Below are 16,212 nucleotides of genomic sequence, written 5' to 3' on the forward strand. Positions count from 1 at the left end.
CGTGTGATTGCTTCATTGTCGGGCCCAGTGCTCTCGTCGGGGGCCGGTTGGGCCGTAATTGGTGTCGGGGGCCTCGGCATGCGCGTTGAGCTGCCGAGCGGCCGGGTCTCGCAGGCTGCCGTGGGGGAGCACCTGATGGTGCACACCTCGCTCATCGTGCGCGAAGACTCCCTCACGCTCTTCGGCTTTGGCAGCGAGGACGAACTTGAGGTATTCGGTCACCTCATCGGTGTCAACGGCGTGGGGCCGCGTAGCGCGCTTGGCGTGCTCTCGGCCCTCACCCCCGCGGAGATTGCCAGTGCGGTCGTCGCGGAAGACGAGAAGGTGTTCCGCAAGGTCTCGGGCATCGGTCCCAAGACGTCCAAGCTGATCGTGATCTCGCTCGCGGGCAAGTTGCAGGCCATTGCGCACACGCAATCGGCCGACACCCCGCGCGACGACGCGAGCGCGCACGCCACTGCGGTGCGTGACGGACTCATGGGTCTCGGCTACCACGAGCAGGCCGCCGCGGGGGCCGTCGAGGATGCCCTCGCGGCCGGTGCGCCGACCGACCACGCGGGCCTGCTGCGCGCGGCACTCGCGCTGCTGCAGGCCGCCCGGGGCGGTTCGCGATGAGCGGCGAGCTTTCCGCCCAGGCCACCCCGTCCGATCAGGGATACGAGGGGGCGCTGCGGCCCGCCACGCTCTCGGAGTTCGTTGGCCAGGCGAAGGTGCGGCAGCAGCTCGGGCTGCTACTCAACGCCGCCTCTATGCGCAACCACACTCCGGATCACATTCTGCTCGCGGGCCCTCCCGGGCTCGGCAAGACGACGCTGTCAATGATCGTCGCCGCCGAGGTCGACAAACCGCTGCACCAAACCTCTGGCCCCGCCATCCAGCACGCGGGCGACCTTGCCGCAGTGCTCTCGGCACTCACGCCCGGCGAGGTGCTGTTCATTGACGAGATCCATCGGATGGCGCGCAGCGCCGAGGAAATGCTGTACCTCGCGATGGAGGACTTCAAAGTCGACATCATGGTGGGCAAGGGCGCCGGCGCCACCTCGGTTCCGCTCGAGCTCGCCCCGTTTACCCTCGTCGGCGCCACGACACGCGCGGGCCTGCTCCCGAATCCGCTGCGCGACCGATTCGGCTTCACCGCGCACCTCGAGTTCTACTCCGACGACGAACTCACGAGCGTCGTGACCCGGGCCTCCGGGCTGCTCGGCTTCGAGGTGTCGGAAATTGGGCTCGAGGAAATCGCGCGGCGATCGCGGGGCACTCCGAGAATTGCGAACCGGCTGCTGCGCCGCGTGCGCGACTACAGCCTCGTACACGGCATCCCCGGTGACACCGCCGCGGTGCAGGCGGCACTCGCACTGTATGACGTCGATGCCCACGGGCTCGACCGGCTCGACCGTGAGGTGCTGCGAGCCGTCGTCGAGCGATTTGATGGGGGACCGGTCGGGCTCTCCACCCTTGCGGTGTCGGTGGGCGAGGAAGCCGAGACTATTGAGGCCGTCGTGGAGCCCTTCCTCGTGCGGGCGGGGCTGCTCACGCGCACCCCCCGCGGGCGAGTTGCCACGCGCCAGGGGCACGCGCACATCACCAACCCGGGGTCCTGAACAACTTCCCACGGGGTGATCTGTCAGTGAAATCACGATAAGCTGGCCGAATCTGTGCCCCGCGTGCGTGCACGCTCACTGGAAGGATCTCCCTTGGACCCGATTACCCTCATGATGTTTGCCCTCATCGCAGTGATGATCTTCTTCATGTTCCGCAACAGCAAGAAGCGTCAGCGCACTCAGCAGGAGATGCAGAACAACATGCGCCCGGGAGCCGAGGTGATGCTTCAGTCGGGCATTTACGGCACGCTCGAGGAGATCGACGAGGAGACGAACCGCGCCACGATTCGCAGCGGCTCGACCACGCTCATCGTGCACCGCAACGCCATCTCGCAGGTTGTTACGCCCGTTGAGGGCGCTGCTGAGGAAGCCGAGACCGGCACCGTCGCACCCGACGACGACCCGTCGTTCGGCGAGCACCTTGCAAACGGTGACGTCACTCCCGAAGCACAGTCGAACGATGCTTCGACCGACGAGACTGGCACGAAGCCCGACTCAGAGCCCGGCGAAGAGCAGACCCCTAAGGCGTAAGCAGCGGCGCCTTCGGGCGCCGTCTCATCCCTCATAGAAAGCAGTCACCGTGGCGTCGTCTCCCGCTGTGCGCAGGGCCCGTAAGTCCCTGATTTTCCTCCTAGCAATAATCGTTGGCCTCACGGGCCTGATCGCGTACGGAGTTTTCCGCAGCGACGCCACGTGGACCCCGAAGCTCGCGCTCGATCTGCAGGGTGGCACGCAGATCCTGCTGGCGGCTGAGCAGACCGACGGCCAGGCCGTCGCCGGTGAACAGCTGCAGCAGGCAGTGTCGATTATTCGACAGCGCGTGGACGCGGCCGGTGTATCCGAAGCCGAGATCACCACTCAGGGCAACCAGCACATCTCGGTAGCCATCCCGGGCAAGGCCGATGAGGCCACGCTGCAGCGCATTGAGGCGTCTGCCAAGCTCGATTTCCGTCCCGTCCTCGCGACCGGCATCGGCATCGATCTGACGGCAGCCGACCCCAATGCGGATCCTGAGGCCGCCAAGGCCGAGGCCGAGGCGAAGGCCGCTCAGGCGGAAGCCGCTGCAGGCCCGGTTGATCCGGATCCGCTGCCCAAGGACGCCGGTGACCTCGCGTGGGTCACTCCCGCGCTGCAGGCAAAGTTTGAATCGTTCACCTGTGCTTCGGAAGAAGCGCTTGATGCCCGCGACTCGAAGGCCGATCGCCCGCTCATCACCTGTGATGACAGCGGCACCGCCAAGTACCTGCTCGGCCCCGTCGAGCTGGGCGGCGACGTGATCACCGACGCCACCGCGCAGATGGGCACCACCCAGACCGGTGCGACCACCGGCGAGTGGGTCGTGCAGATCACTATGGACAAGACCGGTACTGAGAAGTTCGGCAAGATCAGCACGCGCCTGTACGGGGCTCCCGAGCCTCAGAACCAGTTCGCGTTCGTGCTCGATGGCAGCGTGCTGTCGGCCCCCACGATGCAGGGCCAGATCCTCGACGGTCGCCCCTCGATTAGCGGTGCGTTCACGCAGGAGTCGGCACAGGCGCTCGCCGACCAGCTCAAGTTCGGCGCGCTTCCCATCGACTTCACCGTGCAGAGCCAGGAAGAGATCTCGGCCACGCTCGGCACGAACCAGCTCGTCGCCGGCCTGCTCGCCGGCCTCATTGGGCTCGGCCTCGTCGTCGTGTACTCGGTATTCCAATACCGTGCGCTGGGGTCGCTCACGATCGCATCACTCGTGGTCGCCGGTGTGCTCACCTACCTGCTGCTCACGTTCTTCTCGTGGCGCCAGGGCTACCGACTCTCGATGGCCGGTGTCGCCGGTATCATCGTTGCGGTTGGCTTCACGGCGGACTCGTTCATCGTCTACTTCGAGCGCATCCGAGACGCGCTGCGTGACGGATTCTCGATCGAGAGCGCAGTGCAGAACGGCTGGAAGAAGGCATTCCGTACCGTCCTCGCATCTGACGGCGTGAACTTCCTCGCCGCCGCCATCCTCTTCGTTCTGGCAGTGGGTAGCGTCAAGGGCTTCGCCTTTACGCTCGGCCTCACCACCCTGGTCGATATCGTCGTCGTCGCACTCTTCACGCATCCCATGATGACGCTGCTCGCACGCACGAAGTTCTACCAGACCGGTCACAAGTTCTCGGGTCTCGACCCGAAGGGCCTCGGGGCCGTGTACCGCGGCCGCGCCGTGTTCCAGGAGCCCTCGAAGTCTCGCGGCAAGAACGCCAAGAGCGCTCGCGAGGCAGAACGTCGTCAGACCATCGCGGAGCGCAAGGCCGCCGCCGGAAAGGAGAGCTAATCATGGCTCGTTCATTCTCACAATTTGGCAACGCGCTCTACACCGGCGAAAAGTCGATCAACTTCATCGGCAAGCGCCGCGTGTGGTACGTCCTTTCTGCCGTGCTCATCGTGCTCTCGATCATCGGGGTCACGGCGCGTGGCGGTTTCGCGTTCGGTATTGAGTTCACGGGTGGCAGCCAGTTCCAGGTGCACCTGAGCGAGGGGCAGGATCGCGATCCTGCGATCGCGCAGAAGGCCGTCGAGCAAGTGTTGCCCCAGAGCGCGCCCCGCGTGACGCAGGTGGGGCCCACCGACCTGCGCGTGCAGACCGAGGCGCTGAGCGACGCGGACAACCGCGCCGTGACCGACGCGCTCGCGAAGCAGTACAACATCAAGGCCGACGAAGTGACGTACTCGTTCATTGGCCCCGCGTGGGGTCAGGACATCACCAAGCAGGCGATCATCGCGCTGATCGTGTTCTTGATCTTCGCGACGCTCGTGATGGCCCTGTACTTCAGGACCTGGAAGATGTCGCTTGCCGCGATGATCGCGCTGTTGCACGACCTCGTGCTGACCGCGGGCATCTATGGCGCATCTGGCTTTGAGATCACGCCGGCGGCAATGATCGGCTTCCTGACGATCCTTGGCTACTCGCTCTACGACACCGTGGTGGTATTCGACAAGATTCGCGAGAACACGACCGGCGAGGAGCTGAGCGAACGCCAGACCTTCGGTGAAGCCGTGAACCTCGGCGTCAACCAGACGCTCGTGCGTTCGATCAACACCTCGATCGTGGCGCTGCTTCCCGTCGGTTCGATTCTCTTCATCGGTGCCTTCGTGCTCGGTGCCGGTACGCTGCGTGACATCTCGCTCGCGCTGTTCATCGGTATCCTCGTGGGCGCCTACTCGACGATCTTCATCGCTTCGCCCGTCTACGCGCACCTGCGCGAGGGCGAGCCGGCGATCAAGCGTCACGATGCGAAGGCTCTGGCCCTTCGCGGTGGGGCGCAGAAGGCCGAGGAATCGGCCGTCAGCGCGTCGTAGTTCCTGGTTCGTCGGAATTGCCGGGCGTGGTGTAGCGTTCAATCATCCGAGGGAGGTCTGAAGTGGTATCAAGTGATGTTTCACAAGGTGGCACGGCCGCACTGCGTCGCTTAGTGCCTCGGATCTTCTCGCGTGGTACCGCGCCCGGCGCCGTCGACCAGCTCGTACGAACCGTACGAGCAAACTATCCCCGCTCCGACCTGAGCGTCATCGAGCGGGCATACACGGTTGCCGAGCGCGCCCACCGCGGCCAGAAGCGCCGCAGTGGTGAACCCTACATCACGCATCCGATCGCCGTCGCTCAGATTCTTGCTGAGCTCGGCGTTGCCCCGGTCGCCATCGCGGCCGCACTCTTGCACGACACGGTGGAAGACACCGAGTACACGCTGACTCAGCTCACCGATGAGTTCGGCGAAGAAATCGCCATGCTGGTTGATGGCGTCACCAAGCTCGACAAGGTGAAGTACGGCGACTCCGCTCAGGCCGAGACCGTACGCAAAATGGTCGTCGCGATGTCCAAGGACATTCGCGTGCTCGTCATCAAGCTTTCCGATCGACTGCACAACGCGCGCACCTGGGGGTTCGTGCCGAGCGACTCCGCCAAGCGCAAGGCGCAAGAGACGATCGAGATCTACGCTCCGCTCGCGCACCGTCTCGGCATCCAGTCAATTAAGTCCGAGCTCGAAGACCTCTCATTCGCGGTACTGAAGCCCAAGCTCTACGCCGAGATCGAAAACCTTGTGTCGCAGCGCAATCCCGAGCGCGAGAAGATCGTGGGCGAGGTTACCGCCTCGATCGAGGCGGATCTGCGTGAGGCGAAGATCCGGGGCGAAGTCACCGGGCGCCCCAAGGAGTTGTACTCGATTTATCAGAAGATGATCGTGCGGGGCCGCGACTTCGACGACATCTATGACCTCGTGGGCATTCGCGTGCTCGTCAACTCGATTCGCGATTGCTACGCGGTGCTGGGCGCTGTACACGCCAGGTGGACTCCGATCCCCGGGCGGTTCAAGGACTACATCGCCACCCCCAAATTTAATCTCTATCAGTCGCTTCACACCACGGTGATCGGCCCCGACGGTCGCGCCGTCGAAATCCAGATTCGCACCGTTGAGATGCACCAGCGCGCCGAGTACGGTGTCGCGGCGCACTGGAAGTATAAGCAGCGGCAGCAGGGCGACTCCGGGCCCAGCTCGAACGACATGGCCTGGCTTGCCCACATCTCGGACTGGCAGGCGGAGACCGAGGATCCGAGCGAGTTCCTCGACGCCCTGCGCTACGAGATTGGCGCGAAGGAAGTCTACGTCTTCACGCCCAAGGGGCGCGTGATTGGTTTGCCGGCGGGTGGCACCACGGTCGATTTCGCGTACGCCGTACACACCGAGGTGGGACACCGCACAATGGGCGCCCGGGTCAACGGGCGACTCGTGCCGCTCGAAACCCCGCTGCAGAACGGTGACGTCGTTGAGGTGTTCACCTCAAAGGATCCCAACGGTGGCCCGAACCAGGCTTGGCTGACGTTCGTGAAGAGCAAACGCGCTCAAAACAAGATCCGGCAGTGGTTTACGAAGGAACGTCGCGAGGAAGCCGCAGAGGCCGGCAAGATGGACATCGCGAAGGCGCTGCGCAAGCAGGGCCTTCCGCTGCACCGCGTGATGAACTCGGAGTCGCTGCAGCAGGTTGCACTCCAGTTGCGGTACGCCGACGTGGCCGCGCTCTATGCGGCTGTGGGCGAGGGCCATGTCTCGGCCCAGTCCGTGGTCGAGAAGGTGACGGCGCTCGTATTCGACGAGCAGACGTCCTCAGAGCCCGCTCTCGCGAACATGCCCATCATCGAGGCGCCGCGTGTCTCCAAGTCCGCCGGATCGAGCGGTGTCGTGGTTAAGGGTGCAAGCGATGTGCTCGCGAAGCTCGCCAAGTGCTGCACGCCGGTTCCCGGCGACGAGATCCAGGGCTTCGTGACGAAGGGGCAGGGCGTATCGGTGCATCGTACCGACTGCCAAAACTTGATGAACCTGCAGTCCCAGCCCGACCGCATCGTCGATGTTGAGTGGGCGCCGACTGCCAAGAGCGTGTTCCTGGTGCAGATTCAGGTGGAGGCCCTCGACCGCTCGGGGCTGCTCTCCGACGTCACCCGGACGCTATCCGAGCACCACGTCAACATTCTGTCGGCCTCCGTGAACACCTCGACGTCGCGGTTGGCGATCAGCAAGTTTGTGTTCGAAATGGCCAATGCGACGCACTTGGATCACGTGCTGAATGCGGTGCGCCGCATCGAGGGTGTCTACGACGTGTACCGCATCACGAGCTGAGCTCTTCGAGGCGCTGAAGCGCGCGGACCCGGCTTCGTCCGGGTCCGCGCATCAGCTCGTGTCGCCATTCCTCGCGCGACAGCCCTGCACGCAGCAGGAGCAGCCGGATCGTGATTACCGTCGTGGCGCTCAGCTCCGCCGACAGGCGTACCAGATCGCACGCGGTTCGGGCGGGTGAGGGGAGCGTGACCTCTCCGCAGGCCTCCAGGTCGCTGCCTGCGTATCGGTACTCATGCACGTGGAGCTCGGGGGAGTACTGAAGTTTGGGGCGCGCGCGGCCGCGTGTCGAACAGAGGAACGGCAACCCGGGGTCTCGCGCGCAGCCCCAGACCCAGGCGGCCGCCATCATGACGGGCATGAGTTGATCTCCGATCGCCTGTGTGGCCGCGTAGGCCCGCGCCTCCGCCGTCTCGGGCCAGGACACGAGGCGCACGCCGGGCCCACACGCCACGAGGGTGCCGCGTGCAAGCTCGGCAGAGCGCACCGCGACGGGCCACCCGCCCACATCGATGTTGTGCCACATACCAGCATCATGCGTGATTCACGCGTCGAATGCCAGTGGCGATCGCCACGCTGTGGATAACTCCGCACTCGGCGCGGCAACTGCACCGCACACAGCACAGCGCCCCGGGTCGGACGAATCCGACCCGGGGCGCTGACGCGTGTTACGAGATTAGCCGTCGATGGCGGCAAGCCACGACTGCTGCGTCGCGAGCGCCTGCTCGGCCGCGGCCTTCGCCTTTGCATCGCCCGCGGCTGCAGCTGCCTCGATCTCCACGGTCAGCTCGGCGATCGACGCCTCGAGCTGGCCGCGCAGGCCTTCGCTGCGAGCCTGCGTCTCGGGGTTGGTCTTGCGCCAGTGCTCTTCCTCGAGACCCTTAACGTGGTCCTCGATCTTGCGCAGGCGACCCTCGGTCTCGCGCAGCGCCTCGCGCGGCACGCGGCCCACTTCGTCCCAGCGCAGCTGGATCGCGGTGATCTGCTTGCGTGCCGCGGCGTAGTCGGTGACCTCGAGGATCGGGGCGGCGTCGCTCAGAATTGCTTCCTTGGCGAGGAGGTTGGCCTCGTACTCCTCGTTGGTGACGGCGGTCTCAGCGGCCTTGGCGGCGTAGAGTACGTCGCCAGCAGCCTTGAAGCGAGCCCAGAGCTGATCGTCGAGCTTGCGGCTCGCGCGGCCAGCCGTCTTCCAGTCGTCGAGCAGCGAGCGGTATGCGGGGATGCCATCGATACCGCGGGGCGCGAGCGCCTCGGCAGCGGTAATGATGCGCTCCTTGCGCAGCTTGACGTCCTTGTTGTTGGCGTCGAGCTGCGCGAAGTGTGCGCGGCGAGCGGCATCGAACGAGTGGCGCGCGGCACGGAATCGCTTCCACATCGCGTCGGCCTGCGACTTCGGGATCTGCGGGCCGCTGCGCTGAGCGGTCTGCCAGTCGGTGAAGAGCTGCTCGAATGCCTGGCTCGTGTCCTTCCAACGGATCGACGCCTCGGGCTGGGCGGCAAGGGCCTCTGCCTCTGCCACGATCGCCTCACGCTTTGCAGCGGCAGCCTGCTTTGCAGCCTCGCGCTCGGCGTGTTGCGCCTCGGTCAGCGCTGCCGTCTTCTCCACAAGGGCGGCGACACGGGTGCGCAGCGCGGCGATATCGCCCACGGCTGCGGGCTCAGCAAGGCTCTCCTGGAGCTTCGCAACCGTCTCTGCGGCCGATGCATCAGCGACACCGCGAGCGATGCGTGCCTCGAGCAGGGTTACCTGGCCCGCCAGATCTGCGTACTTACGTTCGAAGTACGCGAGGGCCTCTTCTGCGGTGCCATCGGGGAAAGATCCGACGGCACGCTCGCCTTCGGCCTCGCGCACGTAGACCGTGCGGTCCTCATCGACTCGTCCCCAGGGCTTCTGGCCTGTCGCTTCAGTCACGGTTTTGCTCACCTGTCATGTGGAAGGGCGGTCGGGAGAACCGACCGTACGGATAGACCACTCCACTATGCCACAGCTTGCTCCTTAAGTAGCATGGCAGAGTGACAACCCAGACCCCTCCCGTGCACACAGCACCGCTCGCCGTGCGCATGCGGCCCCGCTCGCTCGACGAAGTCGTGGGACAAAAACACCTGCTTTCGCCGGGCTCTCCGCTGCGCACGCTCGCTTCAGACGGCGGCAACGGCGTGGTCTCGGTAATCCTGTGGGGCCCGCCAGGAACCGGCAAGACGACGCTGGCGCAGGCCATCGCCCACACGAGTGGTCGACGGTTCGTGGAGCTCTCGGCCATTACCGCGGGTATCAAGGATGTGCGGGCCGTCATGGAGCGGGCGCTCAACGACCGCGACCTCTACGACATCCCGACCGTACTGTTTCTCGACGAGATTCACAGGTTCACGAAGGCGCAGCAGGACGCGCTGCTCCCCGGGGTCGAGAACGGGTGGGTCACACTGATCGCGGCGACCACCGAGAACCCCTCATTCTCGGTCATTAGCCCGTTGCTGTCGCGCTCGCTGCTGCTCACGCTCGAACCGCTCGCCGACAGCGACCTTTCTGCGCTGCTACTGCGGGCTGTCGAGGACCCGCGGGGGTTCGGCGGCAAGATCGACGTGGAGCAGGAGGCCTACGACACGCTGGTGCAGCTCGCCTCAGGCGATGCTCGTCGAGCACTCACGGGTCTCGAGGCCGCGGCGGCCTCCGCCTTCGCGCTGGAGCGCGAGGCTGACGAGCGGCCCCGGATCACGGCCGAGCTTGTATCGCTCGCGGTTAACCAGGCCCTGCTGCGCTACGACAAGAAGGGTGACCAGCACTACGACGTCACGAGTGCGTTCATCAAGTCGATGCGTGGTTCTGATCCGGATGCCGCGGTGCATTACCTCTCGCGCATGATCGAGGCGGGGGAGGATCCGCGCTTCATCGCCCGCCGGCTCATGGTGCACGCCGCCGAGGACGTGGGCATCGCAGATCCGCAAGCACTTGTCATTGCCGTCGCCGCGGCGGAGGCGACGCAGCTCATTGGGCTGCCCGAGGCGCGCATCCCGCTCGCCCAGGCCACGATCTACATTGCCACGGCTCCCAAATCCGGGGCCGTAATTTCGGCCATCGATGCCGCGATTGCAGATGTCAAGGCGGGCCGGATCGGGTTGGTGCCGAAGCACCTGCGCGATGCCCACTACCCGGGGGCCAAGGGGATGGGGCACGGCAAGGGGTACGTGTATCCGCACGCCGATCCGCGCGGGGTGTCCACCCAGCAGTACCTACCCGACGAGCTGGTGGGGCGGGAGTACTATCGGCCCACGCAGCACGGCCATGAGCGCGAGGTGTCCGATCGGCTCGAAAAGATCCGGCGCATCACACGGGGCCAGTAGGCTGGATCCTGTTCCCTCGCGGTGCTGCGCGACTCCCGTGCTGCGCGGGCGCTCCAGCCGTGGTAAGGTTGTCGTTGGCCAACATCGCGATCGTGCACGGCTGCGCACGACACGAGATGGCAGGTACCCCGTAGCCGGGTTTCTGCGCTGGTCGTTCCCTCACCGAAAACGGTTCGCTACGTCGCGTGCATTAGTGCGGCGGTTCAGATCTTCTGATCTGAATCAGCCCAGTTGATGCGGGCGCAGCACAGCCGAGAGAACGCGTGGCTCACTTCTGAGTCACGATATTGAAACCTGAAAGGACACACGTGTCGACTACGTCGCGTACGCGTTCACAGACGCGCCTCTCCCGCTCGCTCGGGATTGCACTGACCCCCAAGGCCGCTCGTTACCTCGAGAAGCGCCCCTACGGCCCCGGCCAGCACGGCCGCACCAAGCGTAAGAGCGACAGCGACTACGCCGTTCGCCTGCGCGAGAAGCAGCGTCTGCGCGCCCAGTACGGCATCCGCGAGAAGCAGCTCACCATTGCGTTCAAGGAAGCCCGTCGCCAGGACGGCCTGACCGGTGAGAACCTGGTCGAGATCCTCGAGATGCGCCTTGACGCCCTCGTGCTGCGTGCAGGCTTCGCCCGCACCACCGCACAGGCTCGCCAGATGGTTGTGCACCGCCACATCCTCGTCGACGGCAAGATCGTTGACCGCCCCTCGTTCCGCGTAAAGCCCGGACAGCTGATCCACGTGAAGGCACGCTCGGAAGCAACCGAGCCCTTCCAGGTTGCTGCTGCAGGTGGCCACGCTGAGGTTCTTCCCAACGTTCCCGGTTACCTCGAGGTCGAGCTCGACAAGCTGCAGGCACGCCTGCTGCGTCGTCCGAAGCGCGCCGAGGTCCCCGTGACCTGTGAAGTTCAGCTCGTCGTCGAGTACTACTCGGGCCGCTAAGCTTTTCCCATCTTTCGAGGGGTGCCGGTTTATCCGGCACCCCTCGTTTGTGTTTTCACGCAGTATTCGCTGACATTCCCCATGGTGTTCCCGTTGCGGGCGGGGCCCGCCCGCTAAGCTGGGGTGATGCTTTTACGCGCGGCGCCGCCGCGCACCAACGTTGCTGGAAGGGAGAGCCATGCGCAAGTTGCTCTGGCTGCTCAATGGAGTCGTGCTGGGATTCATCGCCGCACACTTCGTCAATCAAACCCCCGAGGGGCGTAGGTTCTTTGACCGCGTCGGCCGAGGAGTCGAAGAGTTCGGGCGGGCGTTCTCGAACGGCTACCACGATGCCGAACAGGACGACGCCGATTTCGAGGCCGCCCTGCGCGACCTCACCTCCAAGCACTAGCGCACACGCGCAGCCGCAGTTTCACACCCAGAAAGAACATGACACGGATGCAGACCGCCGAAATTCACCGCCGCTGGCTCGACTTCTTTGAAAAGCGGGGGCACACGGTCGTGCCATCCGCGTCGCTCGTCAGCGACGACCCCAGCCTCATGTTCACCGTCGCGGGAATGGTGCCATTTGTGCCGTACCTGTCAGGGATGGTTCCCGCGCCCTACCCGCGGGCGACGAGCGTGCAGAAGTGCATCCGCACGAACGATATCGAAGAAGTGGGCAAGACCCCGCGTCACGGCACCTTCTTCCAGATGGCCGGCAACTTCTCCTTTGGCGATTACTTCAAGGAAGGCGCCATCAAGTTCGCCTGGGAGCTGCTGACGACAAGCGAGGCTGACGGCGGCCTCGGTTTCGACGCGAAGGACCTCTGGGTCACCGTGTACGAAGAGGACGAGGAAGCAATCGCGCTGTGGCGCGAACACTCGACGCTGCCCGATGAGCGCATTCAGCGCCTCGGCAAGGACACCAACTACTGGTCGACCGGCCAGCCGGGCCCCGCGGGCCCCTGCTCCGAAATCTTCTTCGATCTGGGCCCCGAGCATGGCATCGATGGCGGTCCCGTCACCGACGACGACCGTTACGTCGAGATCTGGAACCTCGTGTTCATGCAGTACCAGGTCGCCGATGTCGTCTCCAAGACCGACTTCACGATTCTGGGCGAGCTGCCCAAGAAAAACATTGACACCGGCCTGGGGCTTGAGCGCGTCGCGTTCATCAAGCAGGGTGTCAACAACATGTACGAGATCGATCAGGTGCGCCCGGTGCTCGACCGTGCCGCCGAGATCGCGGGCAAGACGTACGGTGCCGACCACGGCGACGACGTGCGCCTGCGCATTATCGCTGACCACGTGCGGAGCGGCCTGATGCTGATTGCCGACGGGGTCACGCCGTCGAATGAGGGCCGCGGCTACATTCTGCGTCGCCTGCTGCGCCGTGTCGTGCTGCAGATGCGCCTGCTGGGCGTCATGGGCGCAAGCTTCGCTGAGCTGTTCCCCGCCTCGCGCGACGCAATGAAGGGCGCGTACCCTGCCGTCGGCAACGATTTCGATTTCATCTCGCGTATTGCCTACGCCGAGGAGAAGACGTTCCTGCGCACGCTCGCCTCAGGCATCCAGATTCTCGACTCCGCCGTCGCAGACGCAGCGGCACAAAAGGCAGCCGTCGCGGGCGACACCGCGTTTCTGCTGCACGACACCCACGGCTTCCCGATCGAGCTGACGCTCGAGCTCGCGGGCGAGGCGGGTGTCAGTGTGGACGAGCAGGTGTTCGTTTCGCTCATGCAGGAGCAGCGCGACCGCGCGAAGGCCGACGCAAAGGCCAAGAAAGGTCAGCGCGCTGACCTGTCGGTGTACAAGGAGCTGCGCGGCCTCGGCGAGACCGTGTTCACGGGCTACACCGAACTCAACCACGAGAGCCGTGTGCTCGGCATTGTCGTTGACGGCGTGCCTGCGCGAGAGGCGCACGAGGGCCAGATCGCCGAGATCGTGCTCGCGGAAACCTCGCTGTGGGCCGAGGCTGGCGGCCAGGATTCTGACCAGGGCCTCATCGTGGGCGACGGATTCGAAGCTGAGGTGCTCGACGTGCAGAAGGCCGTCCCCGGCCTCGTCGTGCACACCGTCAAGGTCACCGTCGGCACGGTAGCTGTCGATGCGCGCGCAGAGACCCGCGTCGACGCCGACTACCGTCGCGGCGCTACGCAGGCGCACTCCGCCACGCACCTCGTTCACGCCGCGCTGCGTGAGGTGCTCGGCGAGACCGCTCACCAGGCGGGCTCCTACAACAAGGCCGGCTACATGCGACTCGACTTCTCGCACACCGACGCGCTGTCGACCGAGACCAAGAGCGAGATCGAAGAGGTGTCAAACCTTGCGATCCGTGCCAACTACGAAGTCGTGACGCGCGAGATGCCGATCGACGAAGCGAAGGCGATGGGCGCGATGGCACTGTTCGGCGAGAAGTACGGTGACACCGTGCGCGTCGTCGACATCGGTGGCCCCTGGTCGCGCGAGCTCTGCGCTGGCACGCACGTTGCTTCGTCGTCAGAGATCGGGCTCATCAGCCTCGTCTCCGAGTCAAGCGTCGGCTCCACGAACCGCCGCATCGAGTCGCTCGTCGGTATGGATGCATTCCGCAATTTCGCCGCTGAGCGTGCCATTGTGCAGCAGCTCACGAGTGGCCTCAAGGTGCCGCGTGCGGAACTCATCTCTAAGGTGCAGGATCTGGGCGCCCAGTTGCGCGCGACCGAAAAGAAGGTTGCGGCACTGGAGGCAGAGAAGCTCGCGACCCGCGTGCCTGAGCTGCTCGCGCAGACCGAGGTGCTGGGCGGCAACCGCACCGTGCTCGCTGACCTGGGCACCGTGGGTTCGGCCGACGACCTGCGCGGCCTGGCCTTGCAGCTGCGCGATCGTGTGTCGGGCGAAGCTGGCGTGATCGTGCTCGCTGGTGCGATCAGCGGGGGAGACGGTCCCGCAAAGCCCGTCGTGATTGCCGCGACGACGCCGCTCGCTCGCGAGAACGGCGTCAAAGCCGGCGATCTTGCGAAGCTCGGCTCCAAGGTGCTCGGCGGTGGCGGTGGCGGCAAGCCCGACCTCGCCCAGGGCGGTGGCACCGATGCAAACAAGATCGGTGAAGCGCTCGCCGAGATTCGCCGGAGCCTGACGGCCTAGTGCGCGCTGGAGTACGCCTCGGCATTGATGTCGGCAAGGCCCGTGTGGGGGTCGCGCGCTGCGACCCCCATGCCATGCTCGCGACCCCGGTCGAGACTGTTACGCGAGATCTCGAGGGTGATTCCGACCTGATCCGGATCGTGGAGATCGCGACCGAACTGGGCGCGATGGAAACGATCGTCGGGCTGCCCATCAACATGCGTGGCGAGCGCACACTGTCGACCGAGGACGCCGTGCAGTTCGCCGAGCGACTGGCGGAGAAGCTCGCGGCCTCGGGCGTCTCGGTGCGCCTGGTGGACGAGCGCCTGTCGACGGTGTCGGCCCAGGGTCAATTGCGACAGGCTGGCAAGAAGACTAAGCAGAGCCGCAGCATTATCGATCAGGCCGCGGCCGTCGTGATTCTGCAGCACGCGCTCGACACGGAGCGATCACGGGGCACGGCGCCCGGTGAAGCGGTCGGGCAGAACGAGGGGAACTAAGCAAGTGAACGCACGGTCGAAGAGCGCGGGGAAGCGCTCGACCCGCCGCCAGGTGGGCAAGCGCATTCTGATCTCGCTGCTCGTGACGGTGATCTTGCTGGGGGGCCTCGCTGCAGCGGGCGCATACCTGTGGTCGCAGTACGGCAGCCAGATTTCGCTCGCGATGGGTTGGACGACGAACGACTATGAGGGCCAGGGCGAAGGCGAGACCGTCGTGGTCATCACCGAGGGGGAGATCGGCGAGGACATCGCACACGCGCTCGCCGAGGCCGACGTTGTCAAGACCAGCGAGGCCTTCTACGACCTGCTGCTCGCGCAGGATCCCGCCGCCGAGTTCATGCCGGGTTCGTACAAGGTGAAGTTGCAGATGAGCTCGCAGGCCGCGCTCGATGCGCTGCTTGACCCCGCGAACCGCATGGCCTTCACCGCCATGATTCCCGAGGGGAAGACCGTCAGTCAGACTCTCGAGATCGTTTCGGCGGGCGCCGGGATTCCGCTCGAGGAACTGGAGGCCGCGGCGGAGGATCCCGCCGCCTTTGGCCTGCCGGCTGGCGTCGACTCGCTTGAGGGCTGGCTGTTCCCCGCCACCTACGAGTTTGAGGAGAGCACGACGGGCGCCGAGGCGATTCAGCGCATGGTCGACCGCCAGCGCGAGGTGCTCGACGAATTTGGCGTCGCCGAGGCGGATCGCGAACGCGTTCTGACGATCGCGGCGATGGTGCAGCGCGAGGGCGGCCGCATTGAGGACTTCGCCAAGGTGTCGCGCGTGATCGAAAACCGGCTCGCGCAAGACATGTTGCTGCAGATGGACTCCACCGCACAGTACGGCATGGGCCAGCACGACGATGGCAGCGTGTGGTCGACCGACGAGGCGCTGAGCGACGACAACCCCTGGAACACCTACGTGCACACGGGGCTCCCCAAGGGGCCCATCGCCAACCCGGGGGCCGACGCGATCGAGGCGACGCTCAACCCGGCGCCGGGTGACTGGCTCTACTTCGTTGCAGTGAACCTCGACACCCGCGAGTCGCTGTTCAGCGCGACGCTTGAGGAGCACAATGCTGCCGTGGGCGTGCTGAACGAGTGGTGCGCGGCGAATCCCGGTAAGGGCTGCTAA

14 protein-coding genes are annotated in these 16,212 nt (G+C 65.3%); 12 read left to right on the forward strand and 2 right to left on the reverse strand.

Annotated features, from left to right (window positions below; genetic code table 11):
• Nucleotides 1–3 precede the first annotated feature (3 nt).
• The 6 genes from ruvA to C795_RS0112575 all read left to right on the forward strand — a co-directional run bounded on the left by ruvA (nt 4) and on the right by C795_RS0112575 (nt 7,234).
• A complete protein-coding gene (gene ruvA, locus C795_RS0112550; RefSeq protein ID WP_017794104.1) occupies nt 4–615 on the forward strand; it encodes a Holliday junction branch migration protein RuvA in 612 nt (203 codons plus the stop codon).
• A complete protein-coding gene (gene ruvB / locus C795_RS0112555) occupies nt 612–1,601 on the forward strand; it encodes a Holliday junction branch migration DNA helicase RuvB (RefSeq protein ID WP_017794105.1) in 990 nt (329 codons plus the stop codon). Before ruvA ends, ruvB begins: the two co-directional genes overlap by 4 nt.
• Nucleotides 1,602–1,694: 93 nt before the next feature.
• Complete coding sequence (gene yajC, locus C795_RS16695) at nt 1,695–2,132, forward strand: preprotein translocase subunit YajC (RefSeq protein WP_017794106.1); 438 nt, start codon at nt 1,695–1,697, stop codon at nt 2,130–2,132.
• A gap of 49 nt (nt 2,133–2,181) precedes the next feature.
• Nucleotides 2,182–3,897: a protein translocase subunit SecD gene (gene secD, locus C795_RS0112565; RefSeq protein ID WP_017794107.1), complete on the forward strand. Its 1,716-nt coding sequence runs from the start codon at nt 2,182–2,184 to the stop codon at nt 3,895–3,897.
• A 2-nt stretch (nt 3,898–3,899) separates the two neighbouring features.
• Nucleotides 3,900–4,922: a protein translocase subunit SecF gene (gene secF, locus C795_RS0112570; RefSeq protein WP_017794108.1), complete on the forward strand. Its 1,023-nt coding sequence runs from the start codon at nt 3,900–3,902 to the stop codon at nt 4,920–4,922.
• A 113-nt stretch (nt 4,923–5,035) separates the two neighbouring features.
• A complete protein-coding gene (locus C795_RS0112575; protein WP_017794109.1) occupies nt 5,036–7,234 on the forward strand; it encodes a RelA/SpoT family protein in 2,199 nt (732 codons plus the stop codon).
• Here the strand turns inward: C795_RS0112575 and C795_RS0112580 are convergent.
• Entirely contained in the window at nt 7,224–7,757 is a 534-nt protein-coding gene (locus C795_RS0112580) for a hypothetical protein (protein ID WP_017794110.1), read from the reverse strand. The two genes, C795_RS0112575 and C795_RS0112580, sit on opposite strands and share 11 nt — an antisense overlap.
• Before the next feature lie 150 nt (nt 7,758–7,907).
• On the reverse strand, nt 7,908–9,143 hold the full coding sequence (locus tag C795_RS0112585; RefSeq protein WP_017794111.1) for a DUF349 domain-containing protein: 1,236 nt from the start codon (nt 9,141–9,143) through the stop codon (nt 7,908–7,910).
• Nucleotides 9,144–9,292: 149 nt separating this feature from the next.
• Between C795_RS0112585 and C795_RS0112590 the strand changes: the two genes are divergently transcribed.
• The 6 genes from C795_RS0112590 (at nt 9,293) to mltG (ending at nt 16,212) form a co-directional block, all read left to right on the forward strand.
• Entirely contained in the window at nt 9,293–10,570 is a 1,278-nt protein-coding gene (locus tag C795_RS0112590) for a replication-associated recombination protein A (RefSeq protein WP_033349780.1), read from the forward strand.
• 308 nt (nt 10,571–10,878) lie between these two features.
• Nucleotides 10,879–11,508 (forward strand): 30S ribosomal protein S4, encoded by a 630-nt coding sequence (gene rpsD, locus C795_RS0112595; protein ID WP_017794113.1) that lies wholly within the window; start codon nt 10,879–10,881, stop codon nt 11,506–11,508.
• Nucleotides 11,509–11,686: 178 nt separating this feature from the next.
• Nucleotides 11,687–11,899, forward strand: coding sequence for a hypothetical protein (locus C795_RS0112600; RefSeq protein WP_017794114.1), 213 nt, complete (start codon nt 11,687–11,689; stop codon nt 11,897–11,899).
• A gap of 47 nt (nt 11,900–11,946) precedes the next feature.
• Nucleotides 11,947–14,616 (forward strand): alanine--tRNA ligase, encoded by a 2,670-nt coding sequence (gene alaS / locus C795_RS0112605; protein ID WP_017794115.1) that lies wholly within the window; start codon nt 11,947–11,949, stop codon nt 14,614–14,616.
• Nucleotides 14,616–15,095, forward strand: a complete 480-nt coding sequence (gene ruvX / locus C795_RS0112610) for a Holliday junction resolvase RuvX (protein WP_017794116.1) — start codon at nt 14,616–14,618, stop codon at nt 15,093–15,095. The genes alaS and ruvX overlap by 1 nt, the downstream gene beginning before the upstream one ends.
• Nucleotides 15,096–15,099: 4 nt before the next feature.
• Nucleotides 15,100–16,212 (forward strand): endolytic transglycosylase MltG, encoded by a 1,113-nt coding sequence (gene mltG, locus C795_RS0112615; RefSeq protein WP_017794117.1) that lies wholly within the window; start codon nt 15,100–15,102, stop codon nt 16,210–16,212.

It is taken from the genome of Leucobacter salsicius M1-8, from assembly GCF_000350525.1.
GTDB classification, from domain to species: Bacteria; Actinomycetota; Actinomycetes; order Actinomycetales; family Microbacteriaceae; genus Leucobacter; species Leucobacter salsicius.